At 74.0% G+C, this 19,215-nt stretch carries 15 protein-coding genes; 11 read left to right on the top strand and 4 right to left on the bottom strand.

Annotated elements, in window-relative coordinates; all coding sequences use genetic code 11:
• Positions 1 to 109: 109 nt before the first annotated feature.
• Complete coding sequence (locus tag ACWCPW_RS03175; RefSeq protein ID WP_449759838.1) at positions 110 to 685, top strand: phosphoribosyltransferase family protein; 576 nt, start codon at positions 110 to 112, stop codon at positions 683 to 685.
• Between the two features lie 45 nt (positions 686 to 730).
• On the opposite strand, the gene ACWCPW_RS03170 is transcribed toward ACWCPW_RS03175, so the two are convergent.
• Positions 731 to 1,099: a WhiB family transcriptional regulator gene (locus ACWCPW_RS03170; RefSeq protein ID WP_402229876.1), complete on the bottom strand. Its 369-nt coding sequence runs from the start codon at positions 1,097 to 1,099 to the stop codon at positions 731 to 733.
• Between the two features lie 261 nt (positions 1,100 to 1,360).
• On the opposite strand from ACWCPW_RS03170, the gene ACWCPW_RS03165 reads away from it, so the two are divergent.
• The 7 genes from ACWCPW_RS03165 (at position 1,361) to ACWCPW_RS03135 (ending at position 13,224) form a co-directional block, all read left to right on the top strand.
• Positions 1,361 to 3,253 (top strand): penicillin-binding transpeptidase domain-containing protein, encoded by a 1,893-nt coding sequence (locus tag ACWCPW_RS03165; RefSeq protein WP_449759837.1) that lies wholly within the window; start codon positions 1,361 to 1,363, stop codon positions 3,251 to 3,253.
• 239 nt (positions 3,254 to 3,492) lie between these two features.
• Positions 3,493 to 3,723, top strand: coding sequence for a hypothetical protein (locus ACWCPW_RS03160; protein ID WP_395872170.1), 231 nt, complete (start codon positions 3,493 to 3,495; stop codon positions 3,721 to 3,723).
• A gap of 120 nt (positions 3,724 to 3,843) precedes the next feature.
• A complete protein-coding gene (locus tag ACWCPW_RS03155) occupies positions 3,844 to 4,245 on the top strand; it encodes a hypothetical protein (RefSeq protein WP_449759836.1) in 402 nt (133 codons plus the stop codon).
• Between the two features lie 312 nt (positions 4,246 to 4,557).
• Positions 4,558 to 5,970 carry a HEAT repeat domain-containing protein gene (locus tag ACWCPW_RS03150; protein WP_449759835.1) on the top strand — a complete coding sequence of 471 codons (1,413 nt, stop codon included), beginning with the start codon at positions 4,558 to 4,560 and terminating at the stop codon, positions 5,968 to 5,970.
• A gap of 92 nt (positions 5,971 to 6,062) precedes the next feature.
• Positions 6,063 to 7,610, top strand: a complete 1,548-nt coding sequence (locus ACWCPW_RS03145) for a hypothetical protein (protein WP_395872176.1) — start codon at positions 6,063 to 6,065, stop codon at positions 7,608 to 7,610.
• On the top strand, positions 7,607 to 8,458 hold the full coding sequence (locus ACWCPW_RS03140) for a hypothetical protein (protein WP_449759834.1): 852 nt from the start codon (positions 7,607 to 7,609) through the stop codon (positions 8,456 to 8,458). The genes ACWCPW_RS03145 and ACWCPW_RS03140 overlap by 4 nt, the downstream gene beginning before the upstream one ends.
• Positions 8,459 to 8,673: 215 nt before the next feature.
• Positions 8,674 to 13,224: a hypothetical protein gene (locus tag ACWCPW_RS03135; protein WP_449759833.1), complete on the top strand. Its 4,551-nt coding sequence runs from the start codon at positions 8,674 to 8,676 to the stop codon at positions 13,222 to 13,224.
• Here the strand turns inward: ACWCPW_RS03135 and ACWCPW_RS03130 are convergent.
• Positions 13,221 to 13,859, bottom strand: coding sequence for a nuclear transport factor 2 family protein (locus ACWCPW_RS03130; protein ID WP_449759832.1), 639 nt, complete (start codon positions 13,857 to 13,859; stop codon positions 13,221 to 13,223). The two genes, ACWCPW_RS03135 and ACWCPW_RS03130, sit on opposite strands and share 4 nt — an antisense overlap.
• A 96-nt stretch (positions 13,860 to 13,955) precedes the next feature.
• Here ACWCPW_RS03130 and ACWCPW_RS03125 point away from each other — a divergent pair, with 96 nt between their 5' ends.
• The gene (locus ACWCPW_RS03125) at positions 13,956 to 15,083 is read left to right on the top strand and encodes a serpin family protein (protein ID WP_449759831.1); all 1,128 of its coding nucleotides are present in this window, start codon (positions 13,956 to 13,958) and stop codon (positions 15,081 to 15,083) included.
• Here ACWCPW_RS03125 and ACWCPW_RS03120 read toward each other — a convergent pair.
• Entirely contained in the window at positions 15,071 to 15,745 is a 675-nt protein-coding gene (locus ACWCPW_RS03120; protein WP_449759830.1) for a helix-turn-helix domain-containing protein, read from the bottom strand. The two genes, ACWCPW_RS03125 and ACWCPW_RS03120, sit on opposite strands and share 13 nt — an antisense overlap.
• 38 nt (positions 15,746 to 15,783) lie before the next feature.
• Between ACWCPW_RS03120 and ACWCPW_RS03115 the strand changes: the two genes are divergently transcribed.
• Positions 15,784 to 17,025: an MFS transporter gene (locus tag ACWCPW_RS03115; RefSeq protein ID WP_449759829.1), complete on the top strand. Its 1,242-nt coding sequence runs from the start codon at positions 15,784 to 15,786 to the stop codon at positions 17,023 to 17,025.
• Positions 17,026 to 17,307: 282 nt separating this feature from the next.
• Positions 17,308 to 18,282: an LLM class F420-dependent oxidoreductase gene (locus ACWCPW_RS03110; RefSeq protein ID WP_449759828.1), complete on the top strand. Its 975-nt coding sequence runs from the start codon at positions 17,308 to 17,310 to the stop codon at positions 18,280 to 18,282.
• Here ACWCPW_RS03110 and ACWCPW_RS03105 read toward each other — a convergent pair whose 3' ends face one another.
• Positions 18,283 to 19,149, bottom strand: a complete 867-nt coding sequence (locus ACWCPW_RS03105; RefSeq protein WP_449759827.1) for an amidohydrolase family protein — start codon at positions 19,147 to 19,149, stop codon at positions 18,283 to 18,285. It abuts the gene before it with no gap.
• Positions 19,150 to 19,215 lie beyond the last annotated feature (66 nt).

Below are 19,215 nucleotides of genomic sequence, written 5' to 3'. Positions count from 1 at the left end.
GTGCCGCGGGCGTCCCGGGGCGGGTTCGCGGATTCGATCGTTCCCGCACCGGTAGCCTGTCCGGTCGAAGATCCACAACCGGTGCCGGAACGGAACGGGGTGCGCCGAGGTGACGAGCCGTCAGGGCAGCGGGGGACCCATCGCGCGGCGACTCGCGGACGCGTTCACCTGGCGCGAGACCCCCTGGGGCACGTTCGCCGACGCCTCCGGCTGGTGGCACGACCCCGAGGTGCTGGCGATGCTCGGCCCCGGGCTCGGCGCACTGCACGCGGAGGCGCGGCCGACGCTGATCGTCGGCATCGAGACGCGCGGCCTGGTCCTGGGCCCGATCACGGCCCTGCACCTGGGCGTCGGCTTCGTCGAGATCCGCAAGGATCGGCGGATCGTCGGCGACGGCCGACGACCCGGCGACGATCCCATGCTGCGCGCCGCCACCCCGCCCGAATACCAGGACGGTGGCCTCACGCTGGTGGTTCCGAGCCGGTTGTTCCGACCGGGCGATCGGGTGCTCCTGGTCGACGAGTGGCTCGAGACCGGCGCGCAGGCCAGCGCCGTGCGGCGGATGGTCACCGAGGCCGGCGCCGAGTGGGTCGGCGCGGCGGTGGTGGTGGACGCGTGCGCGCCGCACGTGCGGGATCGACTCGACGTGCGCGGGCTGCTCACCGAGGACGACCTGCCGGCCTGACCCCGGATCCGGCCGCGCGCCCGACGACGCCCGACGCGGGCCCGATCAGGCCGCCGTCGTGGTTTTCTCCCGCTCGTGCTCGTGCTCGTGCGCGTGTTCCTGCTCCTGCTCGCGCAGCAGCGCGGCGCGCTCGGTCTCGCCGAGACCCGCCCACACGCCTCGGCGCTCCGGGACCGACATCGCGTGCTCGTGGCAGCGCCGCCGCACGGGGCAGGACAGGCAGACCTTCTTGGCGACCCGCTCGCGCGCCCGGCGCTCGCCGGGCCGCTCCTGGTCGTCACCGAAGAAGAGCCCGGCGTCCAGGCCCCTGCAAGCCGCGTCCTCCTGCCACCCGTAACGCGGTGGTGTCGGTATGGCGATCCGTGTGGTCCCCATCGCCCCGTTCTCCTCCTGCTCGACGGTGCCAACGGTCAACTCGGGCCCCCGACCCGGCGGACCCTCATGCTCCTACCGACGCATCGGATGGGGGACCGGTTTCCTTCGGTCGCGAATTCGGCTCCCGTTCGGCAAGGGTTGAGGGCGATCCCTCACGTCCCCCGTTCGGAGCACCTCAACAACCAGGTCACAAGTCGGTCGTACGGGTGCCCGATGGCCGAAGCCGTCCGGCCGTCCGGGTAGCGTGACCGAAGACCTCCGGCGGGCCGCCGGGGGTCATGGACGTTCGGGAGGAATCTGGTGGGCAGCAAGAAGCGGCGGTTCCCGTCGACCGTGCCCTTGGCGTTGTCCGTCGTCGTGGTGGCCGCGTTGACCTCGTGCAGTGGCGGCGGTGACGAGAAGAAGGACACGTCCGAGACCACGGCCAGGAACTTCCTGAGCGCGTGGCAGGGCGGCGATCTGGCGAAGGCGGCGTCCTTCACGGACAACCCCACCACGGCGCAGCAGGGGCTGGACACCACCGGCAAGCAGTTGGGCATCGTCAAGGCCGAGTACAAGCCCGGTACGTACACCGAGGGCAAGGACAACGCGCCCGCAACGCTCACCTACAACGCGACGCTGACCCTCAAGGGTGTGGCCGACCCGGTGAAGATCGACTCGACGGTCCCCGTGGTCACCGCGAACGGCAAGACCACCGTGCACTGGACGCAGACCATCGTGCATCCCCAGCTCGCCGACACCGGGAAGATCAAGCGCGACCGCACGCTGCCCAAGCGCGGAGAGATCCTGGACCGCTCGGGCAAGGCGCTGGCCACCTCGACGCCGGTGGTGGCGCTGTCCCTGTGGCCGGCCAAGATCACCAGCCCGGACGCGCTGTACGCCGCGCTCGCCGACCCGATGTTCGACCTGGACATCCCCAAGCTCAAGTCCCGGGTCGCGGCCGCGGATCCGAACCAGTCGCTCCCGCTGGTGACCCTGCGCAAGGACAAGTGGGACGGCGGCGGTCAGGTCAAGCTGGCCGGTCAGGCCGGGATCCAGGTCAAGGAGGGCACGCAGCAGACCAGCGACGTGGCGAAGCAGATCGTCGGCACGGTCGGCTCGGGCGACAACGCGGACCTGCTCAAGAACGCGGACCCGAGCGCGTCCTCGGCGGACTCGGTGGGCGCGTCCGGCCTCCAGTACCGCTACGAGAAGAAGCTGGCCGGCACCGCCGCCCTGAAGATCACCATCGTGGACGCCGCGGGCGCCGAGAAGGCGAGCCTGGTCGACGTCAAGGGCAAGCCGTCCGAACCGCTGAAGACCACTTTGGATCCGAGCACCCAGAGGCGGGCCGAGGAGGCGCTCAAGGCGGTCACCGGCGGCAACAACGCCTCGATCGTGGTGCTCGACGCCAAGACCGGCGGGATCATGGGTGCCGCGAACACCCCCGCGAACGGCGACAACCGCGCGTTCACCGGTCGGTACCCACCGGGCTCGACCTTCAAGACGGTCTCCTCCGGCGCGCTGTTGCGGGCGGGCCTGAAGCCGACCGACAAGGTGCCGTGTGAGAACACGCTCGTGGTCAACGGCCAGACCTTCAAGAACTACGACGGTCTCCAGCCGATGCCCAACGCGCTCTTCCAGGAGGACTTCGCGCAGTCCTGCAACACGGCCTTCATCGGCAACCGGTCCAAGATCGACAACGACACGCTGAGCAAGCTGGCCGGCGAGCAGTTCGGCATCGGCGCCAAGTGGGACGTCGGCACGGCGACCTTCGACGGTTCGGTGCCCGCGGCCAACAGCGAGAACGACAAGGCCGCGTCGATGATCGGCCAGGGTCGGGTGCTGGCCAGCCCGCTGGTGATGGCCTCGGTCGCCGCGACGATCGCCTCCGGCAAGTTCAACCAGCCCGTGCTCGCGCCGGACGACGTGCCCGGACGGGTGCCCTCGCACGACCTGGACCCGGCCATCGCCGGTCAGCTCAAGGCGCTCATGCAGGGCGTGGTGGCCAACGGCTCGGGCAAGATGCTCCAGGGCATCCCGGGCACGGTGGGCGCCAAGACCGGTACCGCCGAGTTCGACGAGAAGGGCGAGACCCTCACGCACGGCTGGATGATCGCGTTCAAGGACGACGTCGCGATCGCGGTCCTGGTCGAGAAGGGCAAGTCGGGCGGCTCGGCCGCGGGACCGGTGGTGAAGGCCTTCTTCGGCTGATCCACCGGGGGATTCGAGTACGGCGACGGGCCGTTCGCGATTCCCCCACACGAAGGACCGCTCGACTCGAGGCCCCGGCGCGCGACGCGTGCCGGGGCCTTTCGACGCGTCGGGGTGCGCCTCGCGCGCTCCTTGTGCCACCGGAGACACCTGGACACCGTCCGTACACGATGCGAGCGTGAGTGGTGACCGGCAATGACAACGGCGATCGTTTTCGCTCTCCGAAGGGAGTCGACGTCATGTCGAACAATGTCACCCTGGTGGCCCGGGTTCCGGTGCTGCCGTCCGCCGACGCCGATCGTCCGATCGAACTGCGCTTCGGCCCGCACACCGACGAACAGGGCCGCCCCACCGACGAGTGGACGGTCGAACGACTGACCCCGGACCAGGCCGCCAACCTGGTCGAGGACCTGGCCGCGGTGCTCGGCCTGAGCGTGGTCGGCCCGGCCGAACTCCGGGTGGTGTCCTGACCGACCGCACCACTGCACCGTCCCACTCGTGTGGCGCGCGCGTGCGCCGTACGGGTGGGACGCGTGCGTGCGGGGGCGCTTTCCGGCCGGCGCGCCGCCGCGGCGCCGCACAATGGCCGCGTGAGCAGCAAGACCGCAGTCGTACGGAATCCGACCGCCGCCGGCGAGTCGCCCCCTTCCCTCGCGGAGCCCGGTCTTCGGGAGCCGCCGCCGGGCCCGATCGGCGAGCGACGCAAGGAGGCGGACTCGCACGCCGCGGGTCCGCGCGTGCGCATGCGCCTTCCGGACGGGCAGTACCTCGAGGTCACCCTGGTGAGTTGGCACCAGTACCGGGACGGCACCTGGCGCGCCCGCGTGCGCTGGCCCGTCTGGGGGGCGTACGGCTTCGCGGCCGACGTGCGGACCCGGGCCTGGGCGATGGAGTCGTTCGTTCCGGCGAGCGTGCTCGGCCCGCTCGACGGCGAGGACTACGGGACCGTCCGGCGCGACCGGCCGCGCGTCCAGGTGCCCAAACAGCAGTGAGGCGCGCCCGCCGGGGCCGGCCGCGGACGGGTCGACGTGTGCTCGGCCGCGGACGGGTCCACGCGTGCTGGGCCCGCCGGGTTCGCGCCGGGCGGGCGGCTCGCGAATCGCCCCCCGCGCGGCGACCCGCGGATCGGCCCCGCGCGGCCCGGACCCGCGACACACCCGGTCTTCGCACACACGAACGAGGTCGGTACAGTTCGTAGCTTCGGGTGACGAAACAGCGACGAGGTTTCCCCGAAACAACGGGCAACGGGTACATGTGTCCTAAATCCTGTTGCTCCAGGGTTGCCGGCCACCGATGCTTGCGGCATGTTCGATCCGGTCATCACCTCGCATGACGCCCTCCTGGGCCTGCTTCGCAGCGGCCACGGTCAGGGCGCCCGGCGGGCCCTCGTCGCCGACCGCGTCGCTGTGCTCGACGCGCTCGACGGCTGTGTGGTCCGCGATCCCCGCACCGTTCCGGCCACCGAGTCGCGGTCGCTGTACTACGCACGCCTGTACGCGGACCTCGACGCCGGTCTCGACGGCCTCGCCCGACACCTGTTGTGTGACGACGACTGGACCGACGAGGACGCGGACCGTACCGCGCTCCCGCTCGCCGTCCTCGGCACCCTCGCCCGGCTGGGCCGCGCCGACGCGATCACGCTGCTGCGGGACTACGTCAAGGAGGGCCGCGACTGGCCCGAGGCGTTGGACCGGCTCGCCGCGATCGGCCACGACGCGGCCCTGACCGGCCTGCTGGAGGTGGTCCTGGACCGCGGCGAGGACGACGAGCTCTACGACTGCGTCAAGCGCTCGACCGGGATGCGCCCGTGGCGGGTCTGGGCGGCCGAGGACGAGCGCGTGCGCACGGTCGTCGAGCAGGTCGACCTGGACTGGTGGCACTGGGAGTTGACCCGCTCGGTCAAGACCCCCGCCGGTCCGACCGCGCCCGCGCAGACCGTCGACCAGGTGCTCTCCGAGGCCGCCGACGGCCCCCGACAATCACTCGCGTGCGGACGACGGCTCGGCGCCGTGGCCGGACCCGAGCACCGGGGCGCCATCCTGGCCGCCGCCTGGGCCGGCCCCGACGGAGCCCGGGCCGCCGCGCTGAGATACCTGGGCGAACAGGGCGACGGCGCGCTCCTGGACCTGGCCGAGGGCGCGCTGGCGCCGGACGCGCCGACCGGCGTGCGGCTCGCTGCCGCACACGCCATCGGCGGGCTGCGCAGCCCGGCCGCGGTCGAGCGGGCCCGCACCTGGGCCGGCCGCGAGGACCTGCTCGGCGAGGTCGCGGTGCGGATACTGGCCGGCGCCGGAGAACCCGTGGACGGACCGATTCTGCTGGCCGCGCTGCGCACCCGGGTGGCCGAGCCGGCGCGCGTCGGTGCCCCGATCACCGACCAGGCCGACCACTTCCGACTGTGCGACCTGGTCTCCGGGATAGGGCGCCTGGCCCTGGTCGACGCGCTCGACCTGGTCCGCGGCGTGTATCGGGAGGCCGCCTCCGCCGGCCTGCGCGCGTGCGCGGTGCGCGCCCTGGCCCGGATAGAGCCCTCGTTCGCCGCCGGGACCGCCGTCGAAGCCCTGTGGGACTGCCAGGCCGACACCCGACTGATCGCCGCGCGCCACGTGGACGCGCGCCGCCCCGAGGCCGTGACGCGCCTGCGCCGGCTCGCGGGTGATCCGGCCGAGCACGACGAGGTGCGCACCGCCGCGCTGGCCAGGCTGAGCGAGATGTAGCCGCTCGCCCGCCGACCCGCGCCCCCGTTCGGCCCCCCGGGGCCCCAGGGCGTGTCCGAAGCTGTCGGCCGAACGTCCTAGGCTCTACTCCCATGACCGTTTCCGCCCGAGCCGTCCTGCCCGGGGAGCTGCCGCCGACCCTCGGCACGGCGCTGCCCCCGGGCGCGGCACACCCGCGCTCCGGGGTGACCGAGGAGGGGCTCGCCCGCCGCCTCAAGGCCCTCGCCTGCACCGCGCCCCTGCACGACCTGGAGGCGCGCAAGGCCAACCTGGCGGGCGAGTACACCGTCTACGCGATGGCCGAACTCGGCCTCACCGCGATCGACCTGGTCACGGTCACGATGGACTTCGACACCGGCGCCGACCACGACGAGATCGTCGCCCGGCTGCGCCCCCGGGTGGCCGCGCAGGCGCCCGGGCGCGACCCCGCCGAGTACGAACGCGTCGCCCGCTGGGTGCTGGAGAACCTGATCAACGTCGGCAGCGTCGACCGGGGCTTTCGCGCGGTCTACGGGATGTGGACCCGCGAGGGTGAGTACATCCGGCGCGACTACGACTTCAAACTGCTCGAAGAGGTGCCCGGCCCGGACGGGCACATCTTCCTGCGCGCCACCGACGAGGCGATCAACGTGCTCGTCGGCGCGCTGGACACGGACGTCACCAGCGCGCAGATCGCCGCCGACGTCAAGCTCGAACACCTGATCCGGCGCGGCCGGCTGGCCGAGGCGCGGTTCGCCGCCGAACAGGCCCGCTACCGCACCGTGCAGTACGCCGAATCGCTGCGCCGCGCGCTGGACGCGACCCGGCGCAACGTGCGCGCGGTGGACTGGTTGCGGGCCGTGCCGGACCTGATCGACGAGGCGTTCGAGCACGTCGCCGACCGCTACCGGCACGAGAACGCGATCCTGATCAACATCCGGCGGGCCCGGGACGAGGCCGAGGAGAGCGAGCGCAAGCGCGGCGCGGCCGAACTGGTCGACATCGTGCAGGACTGCATCCGCCGGCACACCCAGTTGCAGACCCGGCTGATGGAGGCCGGGCCGCTGTTCCGCGCCGAGCAGGACCGGCAGGCGTTCGCCGCTCCGAGCACTCGCACCGGGCTCGACCTGTACGGGCAACTGCTGCGCCCGCTCCTGGAGTTGCCGGTGGGCGACGCGCGCCGGGTGACCGACCGGTTCTTCGCGGCGGGCACGGGCCTGCGCACCCCGGTCGCGGTGCGCCTGCACGACCTGACCGAGATGCTGCTCACCCCGCCCGCGCCGCGCGACCACCTCGGTGCCGAACTGCCCGAGCCGGACGTGTCGCTCACCCCCGACGACAGCCGCTACAGCGAGAGCCAGCACGACGCGGCGGCGCTGCTCCTGGACATCCCGCCGGAGACCCCGCGCCGGCTCTCCGGGCTGCTCGCCGAGGCCCGCGAGGCGGATCCCGACCTCGGCTATCTGGTCGCGCTGCTGGCCTTCCACGCGGCCTCGCCGCCGGTGGGCACCGCGCTGCGGCAGGGCGACCGCACTCTCCTGGTGGCCGTCGACGACGGCACCGAACTCGACGACCCCGAGGTCGGCGGCGCCGACCTGATCATCGGCACGGCGGTCCTGACCGGCGCGCGACCCGAGCCGGAAGGCCCCACCCCCGCATGAACCACGACACGGCCGGCGAGGCCGCGCCGATCACCTCGGCCGACGTCGGCGACGCCGCGCGCCTGGTCGCCTACGGCCTCCAGCCCAAGCTGCTGCCCGCCCGCGACGCCGAGTACGCCGACCTGATCCGCAGACACCGCGAGGACCCGCGCTTCGCGGCGCTGGCCGCGGCGGTCGCGGCCGGCCTGGGCCTGGTGGTCCTGGAGGTGTCGCCGCGCGCCGGGATGGCGGTGACCGCCGGCGAGGACTCGGTGTTCGCGGTCCGGATGGGCGACTACGCGCGCCGGGCCGGCACCGAGTCGAGCGACCGGTTCCTGCACGGCCTCGCCCACCTCGCGGTCGCCGCGATGGCCTTCCCGCGTCCCGAGGACCTCGCCGACGACGCCTACGTGGGCCGGCTCAGCGTGCACGGCGTGGACGCCTTCGTCCGCCAGGCCTGCCTGCGCCTGGAGGAACGCGCCGAGCGGCGCGGCGAGATCAGCGACCCCGAGGTGGACGGCCCCGGCCTGGAGGTCGCCTGGCGGGTCTACGCCCGGCGCAGCGCCACCGGCGCGACCAAGGACGCCCGCCGGCTGGCCGCGTCCACCATCGGGATCGTGGCCAAGGCGGTCGCGTTCCTGGTCGACTCGGGCTTCCTGCACCGGGTCTCCGACGACGCGGGCGGCACCTACCGCACCACCGCGCGCTATCAGCTCCAGGTGCGCGACACGGCCGGTTCGGCGGCCATGTCCGAACTGCTCGAACTGGGTGTGGTGGCGGTGACCGACGGCAGCCCGAGCCTGTTGGCCGCCGCGACCGACGGCGGCGAGCTGGCGCCCGGCGCCGGGTTGCCCTTTCACGGGGTCTGACGGGCAAGGGGCCGGCGGGTGTGGGGATTCGCCCCGTCGCGGGCCCCGAGTCGTCGGGGAGCCGGCTCGTTTCGGGTCGGCCGGCTGCGGGCCCGAGTGGGCGGCAGGTGCCGGGTGTTCCCGGGTGTTTCGCCGGCCGAGTGTTCTTCGCTGTGTTGTTCGACCGCTGTGTGACCGTCTTGTCCTGTGCTTCGACCAGAGAGATTTGACCGCCGATGTACGAGCTGTCCCGGGTCCGCCTGTTCTCCATCGGGCCCGCCGGTGCGCGTTACGCCGACACCGTGCTGGACCTGCGCGGAGTCGGTGCGCCCGTGCCCGACCCGGCGCCCAGGCAGGCGCAGTTGTTCGAGGGCGAGCCGGTCGGGCCGCCACGCCGGCCGGCGCCGGCGGGCGTGTTGTTCCTGGAGAACGGCGGCGGCAAGTCGGTCCTGCTCAAGCTGATCTTCTCGGTGATGTTGCCCGGACACCGCAACACGCTGGGCGGCGCCAGTTCGGGTGTGCTGCGCAAGTTCCTGCTCGCCGACGACTGCGGGCACGTCGCGCTGGAGTGGCAGCACGTGCTCACCGGCGAGACGGTCGTGGTCGGCAAGGTCAGCGAGTGGCGCGGGCGTCAGGTCTCCTCCGACCCGCGCAGGTTCGCCGAGAGCTGGTACTCCTTCCGGCCCGGTCCCGGGCTCACCCTGGAGGGGCTGCCGGTGCAGGTCGGCGGGCGGCGGCGGACCATGCGCGGCTTCCGGGACGCGATGACCGAGCTGCACAAGGTCTACCCGGACGTGGACGTGGTGTGGGAGGAGATCCACGACCGCTGGATCGAGCACCTGAACGCGCTCGGGCTGGACCCCGAACTCTTCCGCTACCAGCGCGAGATGAACGCGGACGAGGGTGAGGCGGCGGGCCTGTTCGCGGTCAAGAACGACGCGGACTTCGTCGACCTGCTGCTGCGCGCGGTGTCCGATCCGGCCGACACCGACGGACTGGCCGACCTGGTCGACGGGTTCGCGGTCAAGCTCGCCCAGCGGGCCGAGTTGACCGCCGAGCGGGACTTCGTCGAGGGCGCGGTGGAACTGCTCGACGCGGTGAGCGAGGCGGCCGGCCGGCGCACCAGGGTTCGGGCGGCGCATCGCGGCGCCGAGGACGCCGCGCGCGGGCTCGGCCGCGAACTGGGCGCCCGGGCCGAGCGCGAGCGCGAGCGGGCCGCCGAACTGGCCCGCCGGGTGGCCGAATCCGCGGCCGCGGTGGACGCCGCCGAGCGGGCCCGGGCACACGCCGCCCTGGTCACCGCCGAGATCACCCACCGGCACGCGGGCATGCGGTTGACCGCCGCGGAGAAGGACGCCGCGCGGCTCAAGCGCGAACTGGCCGACGCGCGCGGGCTGCACTCGGCCTGGCTGGCCACCGAGGCGGTGTTGCGGCACCGGGCGGCGGTGGACCGCTCCGAGCGGGTGGACGTGGCGATCCGGGCGGCCGAGCGGGACGCCGCGCCGGCGCTGGCCGCCCGGCAGGGGGCGGCCGGCGCGCTGGTGCGCGCGCTGCACGCGGCCGCCGCCGGGGCCGAGGGCCGGGCGGACACCGAGGAACGCCGGGCCGCCGAACTCCAGGACCGGGGCGAGCGGGCCCAGCGCGCGGCCACCACCGCGGCGACCGAGGCGCAGCGCACCCGCAGCGAGGCGGCGCACCTGCGCGGCCGACTCGCCGAGGTGGGCGCCGAACTCGATCTCGCGGTGCAGGCGGGCTGGATCGACGACGACGGCGATCCGGCCGAGTCCGCCGCGCGCGCCTCGGACGAGGAGAAGGCCGCGTCGGCCGCGTGGGCGCAGGCCCGGGCCAGTGCCGAACAACTCGCGGCGGGCGTGCGCGAGGCCGAGTCGGCGCGCGGTCGGGCCGAGTTGGCCGCGGCGAGGGCCGCGGACCGCCTCGGCGTGGCCGAGGCCGACCTCACCGCCGTGCACGCGGGTGCGGCGGCGTTGGCGGCCGATCCGCGGGTGGTCGAACTGCTGGGCCCGGACGCCGAGGTCGCGGTCGGCGAGCAGGCCGCGCAGTCCTTCGATCGGGCCGCCGACGTGTTGCGCGAACTGCTCGCGGAGGCGGTCTCCGACGGCGAGCGCACGCTCTTCCAGTTGCGCACCGGCGCCGCCGACGACTCGCGGATCCTGGGCGCGCTCGGCGACGGCGGTCTACTGCCGGCCGGGCCGGACGTGCTGGCCGCGGTCGAACTCCTGGGCGAGCACGGCATTCCGGCGCTGCCGGGCTGGCGCTACCTGGCCCAGTCGGTGCCCGCCGAGCGGCACTCCGCGGTGCTCGCGGCCCGCCCCGAACTGGTCGACGGCGTGATCGTGACCATGCACAACGCGATGGACCGGGCCCGGGACGTGCTCGCCGAGGCCGCGCTGTTGCCGCGTTCGGCGGTCGCGGTGGGCACCCCCGAGGCGCTGCTGGAGCCGGGCGTGGACCGCCCGGACACCTTCCTGGTGCCGCCGAACCCGGCCATGCACGACGAACGGGCCGCGGACACCGAGCGGGACGCGCTGCGCCGTCGGGCCGGCGAGCGGCAGGAGGCGATCCGGGTCCGGGCCGCGCGGCTGGAGGGGGACCGCGCGTTGGCCGGGCGGCTGGCGACCTGGCGGGCCGCGTGCCCGGCGGGCCGGCCGGCCGCGCTGTGGGAGGCGGTCACCGAGGCGCGGCACGAACTGGCCGCCGCGCAGGCGGCCGGGGAGGCCGCGGAGATCGCCGCGGTCAGCGCCGAGCAGGCCCGCGTACAGGCGGTGGATCGGCGGGATCGGCGGATGGACGCCGCGCAGACCGCGCGCCGTCGGGCGGACGCGTTGGCGGGTCTCGCCTTCCGGCTGCGGGAGCGGGCCGGATGGGCGCGCCGGATCCGTGAGCTGGAGCAGGAGACCGCCGAACACGAGGCGGGCGTCGAGGCGGATCGTACGCTGGCCCGCACCGCCGACGAGGACCGCCGGCAGGCGCAGCGCTCCGCCGACGACGCCCGGCGGACCGCTCGCGCGCTGCGCGAGGAACGCGCCGAGATCACCGGCGCGCTGGAGGAGCAGGTCGCCGACGCGCCGGCCGACGAGGCCGCCGCGCGCGCGTCGCTGCCCGCTCTGCGCGAGGCGTACCGCACCGCCCGCGCGCTGTACGAGAAGGTCGGTGTGGGTGCCGATCTGCGCGCCGAGCAGGCCCGGGCGGAGAGCGAGGAGTCCGCCGCGCAGAGCACGCTGGACCGGCTGAGCGCGAAGGTGCGCCGGCAGGCGGCCGAACTGCTGGATGGATTCGACGGCTCCGACGGCCCGTCCCGGTTGGCCGCGGCCGGCCGCGCGGAGGACCACGTACGCACCCTGGAGGGCCGGGCCGACGCGGCCAGCGAACTGCTCGGCCGATTGCGTGGCGAGGTCGAGCGGCACGCCCCGGCCGAGGGCCGTGAGCATCACCTGGACCTGCCCGAGGAGCAGCGTCCCCGGGACGGCGCGCACGCGCTCGAACTGCTGCGCGCCGCCAGCGCCGAGCACGCCGGGCGTACCGAGGCGCTGACCTCGGCGCGCGAGACGCACGGCCGGTTGGCCCGCGAGCACACCGACGCGGACCACGCGGCGGGTGCCTTCGGCGAGGTGGCGGCCTCGCTCACGGACACGCTCCCGGCGGTGCCGGTGGATCCCGAGCAGCCCCCCGCGACGCCGTTCGCGAGCCCGGTCGCGGACGCCCGGGACGCGGCGACCACGTGCCGGCGGGCGCTGCGCGCGGCGGCGGCCGAGTTGTCCGCCGCCGAGGGCCAGGTCCGGGATCGCATCGAGACGCTGGTGCGGCACGCCGGCGCGACCCGGTTCGAGCAGGTCCGGATGCCCGCCCGGCAGCAGATCCGGGAGCTGCCGCCGGCCGCGCTGGCCGAGCACGCGCCCGCGTGGTCGGCCGCGTTCGCGCCGCGCCTGCGGGTGCTCACCGACGAGCTGCGCCAGATCGAGCGCAACCGGGACAGCATCGTGGACCGCATGCGCGGCATGGTCGAGGCCGCGCTGACCACGCTGCGCGCGGCCCAGCGGTTGTCCCGGCTGCCGGAGGAGCTCGGCGAGTGGTCCGGCCAGGAGTTCCTGCGGATCAGGTTCGACGAGCCGGACGCCGCGGGCCTGGTGGAGGCGCTGGGCGAGGTGGTCGACGAGGCGACCCGCACGATCAAGCGCGGTCGCGACGGCACGGTCGGCGGCGTGCGCCGGGACGGGATGACGCTGCTGCTGCGCGGGGTGCACGCGGCGCTGCGTCCGCGCGGGGTGCAGGTGGAGATCCTCAAGCCGGACTCGGTGCTGCGTGCCGAGCGGGTGCCGGTGGGGCAGATGGGCGACGTGTTCTCCGGCGGGCAGTTGCTCACCGCGGCCATCGCGCTGTACTGCACGATGGCCGCGCTGCGCAGCAACGATCGTGGTCGGGCCCGGCACCGGCACGCGGGCACGTTGTTCCTGGACAACCCGATCGGGCGGGCCAACGCGTCGTATCTGCTGGAGCTGCAACGCGCGGTCGCGGACGCGCTGGGTGTGCAACTGGTCTACACGACGGGGTTGTTCGACACCACGGCGTTGGCCGAGTTCCCGTTGGTGGTGCGCTTGCGCAACGACGCGGACCTGCGCGCGGGGCTCAAGTACATCTCGGTCGAGGAGCATCTGCGGCCCGGGCTGCCGGTGCCGCAGGAGCCGGACGCGCCGCAGATCGTCGGCGAGATCCACGCGACGCGGGTGTTCCGCCGGCCGGTCGAGGTCTCGGCGGAGTCGACCGACTAGGACCGGCCCGGCTCCCCCGGATTCGGTTCGCCCGGGTCTCCGGGATCAGTCCCGCCCGGGTCTCCGGGATCCGTGCCGCCCGGGTTTCCCGGTCCGGTTCGGGGCGGGGCGAGGGGGAAGGGCGCGTACACCGCGTCCGTGCGGTCCCGTCGGCCGGTTCGGATGCCCTCGGGCACCGGCCATTGCCCCGCCGCGTCGTCGACCCGGACCCATTCGGTGGTGGCCACGCGGCGGGCGATGCGCCACACGCCGTCGCGTCGGGCGAAGTCGTCGATGTAGCGGAAACCGGTGATCAGGTTGCCCCTGGGCGCGGGGTCGGCGCTGCGGTGGAAGGCCGTTCCGTACGTCTCCGAACGGGCGAGATCGGGCGTGTCGTCGCGGAATTCCACCAGGTGGTTGCCGGTGAGATGCATGGTCGAGGTGTATCGGGGGAGCAGTCGACCGATCCACGCGAGGTACTCGTCCACCGTCCCGGCGAAGCTGCCGTGCTCGTCGGTGGCGTCGGGGTGGTAGCACGCGCGGACGGCGTCGAGGTCCATGCGATCGATTCCCCGGCAGTACCGCATGACCACGTCGTGGATGGCCTGACGGTCGATCAGTCTGCGCAGCTCCAGGTCCCCGCCGAAGTCGTTCATGACCCACGACACTACGGTCGGGAGGCATGGATCTCCTCGGCCGGGGGAGACCGAAACGACTCCGGGCAGCGGCGACGCGACGACAAGGGTGATCAGATGGAACCGGCTCTGCGTGAACACGCGGGCACCGTACGGGAACTGGCCTCGCGCTGGCTCGACTCGATGCTGAGCGATCCCGGTGTGCGGTCGGCCGGCGGCGACGTGGTGTGCTCGCCGACCGGCCTGTGGCTCGCGCTCGCGGCGGTGGCCACCGGCGCGGAGGGCGACACCGCCGAGGAACTCGCCGATCTGGTGGGCCTGGCGTGGCGTGAGGCGGCTCCCGTGGTCACCGCCGTCGCGCGCGATTTGGCCGGCACCGAGGCGCTCGCGGTGGCGACCGGGGTGTGGAGCGCGTCGCCGCTGCACGAGGGATTCCGCGCGGCGCTGCCGGACATCGGGTTCGGCGCCCTGGCGGCGCGGGCCGACCTGGACGCGTGGGTCGCGCACGCCACCGACGGGCTGATCGAGCGGATACCCGTCGAACTCGACGCGAGGACCCGGGTGGTGCTGGTCAGCGCGCTCGCGCTGCGGGCCCGCTGGCGCGAGGAGTTCGACGCGGCCAGGACCCACGACGGGTACTTCCACGCCGCCGACGGGACGCACGCCCAGGTGCCGACGATGCGGCGCGAGGTGCCGGCCGCGGACGTGTGGGCGATTTCCGGCCGGGACGGCGAGGTCACCGTCGTGGAGTTGGCGTGCGCGGGGGAGCAGCCCGCCCGGGTGCGGTTCGCGCTCGGCCCGGAGCACGCGCCGCCGGCGTCGGTGATCACCGCCGCGTGGGCGCCGCGCGACACCGGGAAGGCGTACGAGGGCGAGGACGTGGAGGTGCGGCTGCCGCGCTTCGAACTGCGGACCCGGCTGGACGTGGTGCCGCATCTGATCGACCTGGGCGTGGAGGCCGCGTTGACCGACGGCGCGGACTTCGGCGGGATGACCGACGAGCCGGTGTGTGTCGATCGGGTGCTTCAGGAGTCGTTGTTGCGGATCGCCGAGGAGGGTGTCGAGGCGACAGCGGTGACCACGATCAAGCTGGACTGGATGAGTTACGAGCCGGAGCCGGCCCGGCGGCGGGTGGTCTTCGACCGGCCGTTCGCGTGTGTGGTGATGGACGCCTCCGGCTATGTGCCGCTGTTCGCCGCCTTCCAGGCCACCGCGCCGCGGGACGCGCCCGATCAGGGGTTGTGACGGCCCGGGGGCGGTGACGGGGCCTCGGCGGGATCCGCGCGGCCGGCGTCTTCGGGCGTCGCCGGCCGCCGGCCCTCCTGTCGGTAGCGCGGATCGCCCGGTCCCGGGTAGACCACGGTCATCGTCAATCGCGCCGGTTCGGCGTGCGGATTCCGGTACAGGTGCGGCCGATCGCCGCGCATCCGCAGCGCGTCGCCGGGGCCGACGGTGAAGGTCGCCCCGCCCACCTCGACCACGACGGCGCCCTCGCGTACGTGCAGCAGCTCGCGCGTACCGGTGGGGTGCGCGTGCGCGGGCACCTCGTCGTGTGCCGCCAGGTGTACGTCCCACAGCTCGGTGAACGGCGCGCTCGCGTCGTTGATCAGCAGGCGGAACACACTGGCCCGACCGCCGGGCCGGGTCGGCGCGTCGGCTGCCCGCGCGACGTGGCCCAGTTCCTCGGGCGGCTCGACCAGCCGGCCGATCGGGATGCCGAGGGTGGCCGAGATCCGGGCCAGGGTGGCGATGCTCGGGTTGGTCCGGCAGGTCTCGATCTGCTGGAGCATGTTGCGGCTCACGCCCGAACGGACCGCGAGTTCCTCGAGCCGCCAGCTTCGGGCCTGCCGGGCGGCGCGCAGGTTGGCGGCGAGCGTGTAGCCGACGGCTTCGGCCGGATCGGTCATGGTGGAAGTCCGTCCTCGGGGGCCAAAATACTGTGTCCATGAGACAAGATACTGTTCCCGGCTCCGAGGTCGGGACCGGACGGGCGGTGCGTCGCCTGCTCGGTGTGGGCCTCGTGGACTACCTGGGCGTCGGCCTGTTCGTCGCGTTCTCCGCCGTCTACTTCACCCGGATCGTCGGCCTGTCCGCCGGCGCCGTGGGGCTGGGCCTGGGCCTGGCCGGCGTGGTCGCGCTCGGGGCGGCGGTGCCGATCGGCCGGCTCGGCGACCGGTTCGGCGTCCGGCGCACGCTGATCGTGTTGCACCTGGCCCGGGCCGCGGGCACCGCCGGGTACGCCGCCGTCGGCGAGTGGTGGGGCTTCGTGGCCGCCGTCGCCGTGGTCACCACCGCCGACCAGAGCGTCTCCGCGCTCACCCAGGCGTTCGTGGCCGAACTCGCCCGGGGCCGGGACCGAGTCCGCACCCTGGCCGCCTACCGCACCGTGGCCAACCTCGGGATCACCGTCGGCGCCCCGCTCGGCGGCCTGGCGATCGGCCTGGACGACGCCGCCACGTTCCGGATCCTGGTCCTGGTCAACGCCGCCGCGTTCGTCCTGGTGGCCGCGCTGTTGGCGACCATCCCCGAGCCGCCAGGCCGCGCGTCCCCGGCGCGCGCGTCCGGCCGGGAGGCGCTGCGCGATCGGCGGGTGTGGGGTCTGGCCTCGATCGACACGCTGCTGCAACTGTGGCTGCCGGTGCTCAACCTGGGCATTCCGCTGTGGTTGACCACGCGCGGCGGGTTGCCCGCGGCCTGGCTGGGCGCGCTGTACGCGGTCAACACCGTGTTCGGGGTGCTGTTCCAGGTGCCCGCAGCCCGGCTCGCGGTATCCGTGCGGGCCGCGCGACGCTGCCAGGTCGCGGCCGGCGCGCTGCTCGCGGCAGCGTGCCTGGTGTTGTGGTCGGCCGCGCACGGGTCGGCGGCCGTGGCGTTCCCGGTCGGCATGGTGCTGCTCTCGTGCGGCGAGCTGATCGCGGTCTCCGCCGCCTGGACGCTGTCCTACGCCATCGCTCCACACGATCGCCGCGCCGAGTACCTGGCCGCGTTCGGCATGGGCCGCTCGGTCGGCCGCCACGTGCTCGGCCCCATCCTGGTCACCGGCCTGCTCCAGGCGGTGGGCGGCGCGGGCTGGGGCGTACTGGCCGCGGTCTTCACCACCGCGTCCGTCGGCACCCTGTTCGTGCGCCTGCCCGTCGAACCGGCGACCGAGGCCGCCGCGCACGCCCCCGACGAACAACCGGCCTGAGCCTCCCTCGGGCCCGGGACCGCCGCACCGCCGCCCGCGCGGCGCGCGCGTACTCCGCGGCGCCGAGCGCGACCGGTTCCGGATCGATCACCTCTCGCGGTGAATCGGGCGTCGCACGCCGCCGCCGCCGACTCGGGCGGCGGAGCCGCCTCGCGGGCGCCCGCGAACGGGGAGAACGCGAACGTGTCGAGGCACAGGGTCGACATGCCGTCTGACGGTACATCAGGTATTCGGCGGGTTGTGGTAGTCCTGAGGAACCATCAGGACCGCGGAGGAGCACGCATGAGCCAGTCTCGATATGGCATCACCGTTCCGCTGAACGCGCCGCTCGCCGACCACCCGCGCCTGATCGGCGCACTGCGCGCGGCCGGCTACACGGACGTCTGGTCGGCCGAGGTGGACGGCCTGGACGGCTTCACCCCGCTCACCGTGGCCGCCCTGGCCGATCCGGACGTGCGCCTGGGCACCGCGATCGTCTCGCCCTACACGCGCGGCCCGGCGACGCTGGCGATGACCGCGGCGGCGCTGGCCGAGGTGGCCCCGGGGCGCTTTCGGCTGGGCATCGGCGCGGGCTCCGCGCCGATCGTCGAGGCGTGGAACGGCGCGAGCTTCGACCGGCCGTACCAGCGGGTGCGGGACACCGTGCGGTTCCTGCGCGCGGCGTTCACGGGGGAGAAGGTCACCGAGGAGTACGAGACCTTCGCGGTGCGCGGCTTCCGGCTGTCCCGAGCGCCGCAGAGCCCGCCGCCGATCCTGGTCGCGGCGCTGCGCCCGGGCATGTTGCGGCTGGCCGGACGCGAGGCGGACGGCGCGATCCTGAACTGGCTCTCCGCCGAGGACGTCAAGCGCGTGGTGCCGTACGTGCACGAGGGCGGGCCGGACAAGGAGATCGTGGCGCGGATCTTCGTGATCCCGATCGAGGACCGGGACACCGCGCGGGCGATCGGCCGGCGGATGATCACCTCCTACCTCACCGTGCCGGTCTACGCCGAATTCCACGGGTGGCTGGGCCGCGCCGAGGAACTGGCGCCGATGTGGGCGGCGTGGGCCGAGGGCGATCGCAAGCGGGCCCTGGAACTGGTCCCGGACGCGGTCCTGGACGACCTGATCGTGCACGGCGGCCCGGCCGAGTGCCGCGCGAAGATCGCCCGCTACGTCGACGCGGGGGTGACCGTCCCGGTCCTGGCGGTGGTCGATCCGCGGCCGGACGCCGACCCGATCGAGGCCGCGCTCGCGCTCGCGCCGGCCGCCGACTGATCACAGGCCCAGGACCCGCAGCGCGTTGGCGCGCAGGAACTTCGGCCACACCTCGTCCTTGAGGCCCACCCCGGGCAGCTCGGCGAAGATCCGGTCCAGGGTCAGGCCGTACGGGAAGTAGCCCGCGTACATGATCTTGTCGGACCCGCGCGTGTTCGCGTAGTCGACGATCGCGCGCGGATAGTGCTTGGGCGCGAAGGCCGACGAGGACCAGTGCAGTCCGGGCCACTTGAGCATCAGCTTGACCGCCAGGTCGCACCACGGCTCGCCGCCGTGCCGCATCACCACGGTGAGCTCGGGGAAGTCGTAGCAGACCCGGTCGAAGCGCATCACCTCCTGCGCGGCGGCCGGCACCCGGGGGCCGGGGATGCCCGCGTTCACGAACACCGGCAGACCGAGCTCGACGCAGGTCGCGTAGAGCGGGTAGGCCAGCCGGTCGTCGATCGGCACCGGGGGCGTGCAGCCGCACGGGAAGAAGGTCGCGGCCAGTACGCCCGCCTCCTCGCGCGCCCGGCGCAGGCCGCGCACGCCCGCCATCACGTCGGTGGGATCCACCTGGAAGCTGCCGAGCAGCCGGTCCGGGTGTCGGCGCACCGCCGCCAGCGTGCCCTCGTCCTCGAACGAGACCGGGATCAGCGCCTTCTCCACGCCGAACCGGTCCATCTCGCGCAGCAGGTCCTCGGCCGAGGAGTCGGTGCGCTCCATCTGCGGCAGGTCCTTGAACATGTACCCGGCCGGATGGGTCATCCCGGTCCGGCTCTCCCGGTCCCGCAACGTGCCCGCCATCGCGGTCGCCCACCAGCGCCGATCGCGGTTCGGCAGGCCCATCAGCAGGTCGACCACGCCGACGCCGTCCGGAAATCCCATACAACCCTCCGCTGAGACGGAAACGATCCCGGAGTCGAGGGGTCGGCGGGCGCCGAGAATCCCGTC

It is taken from the genome of Embleya sp. NPDC001921 (assembly GCF_053594475.1).
The sequence above is the reverse complement of the archived record's forward strand: the minus strand, read 5'-3'. Positions and strand labels throughout refer to the sequence as shown.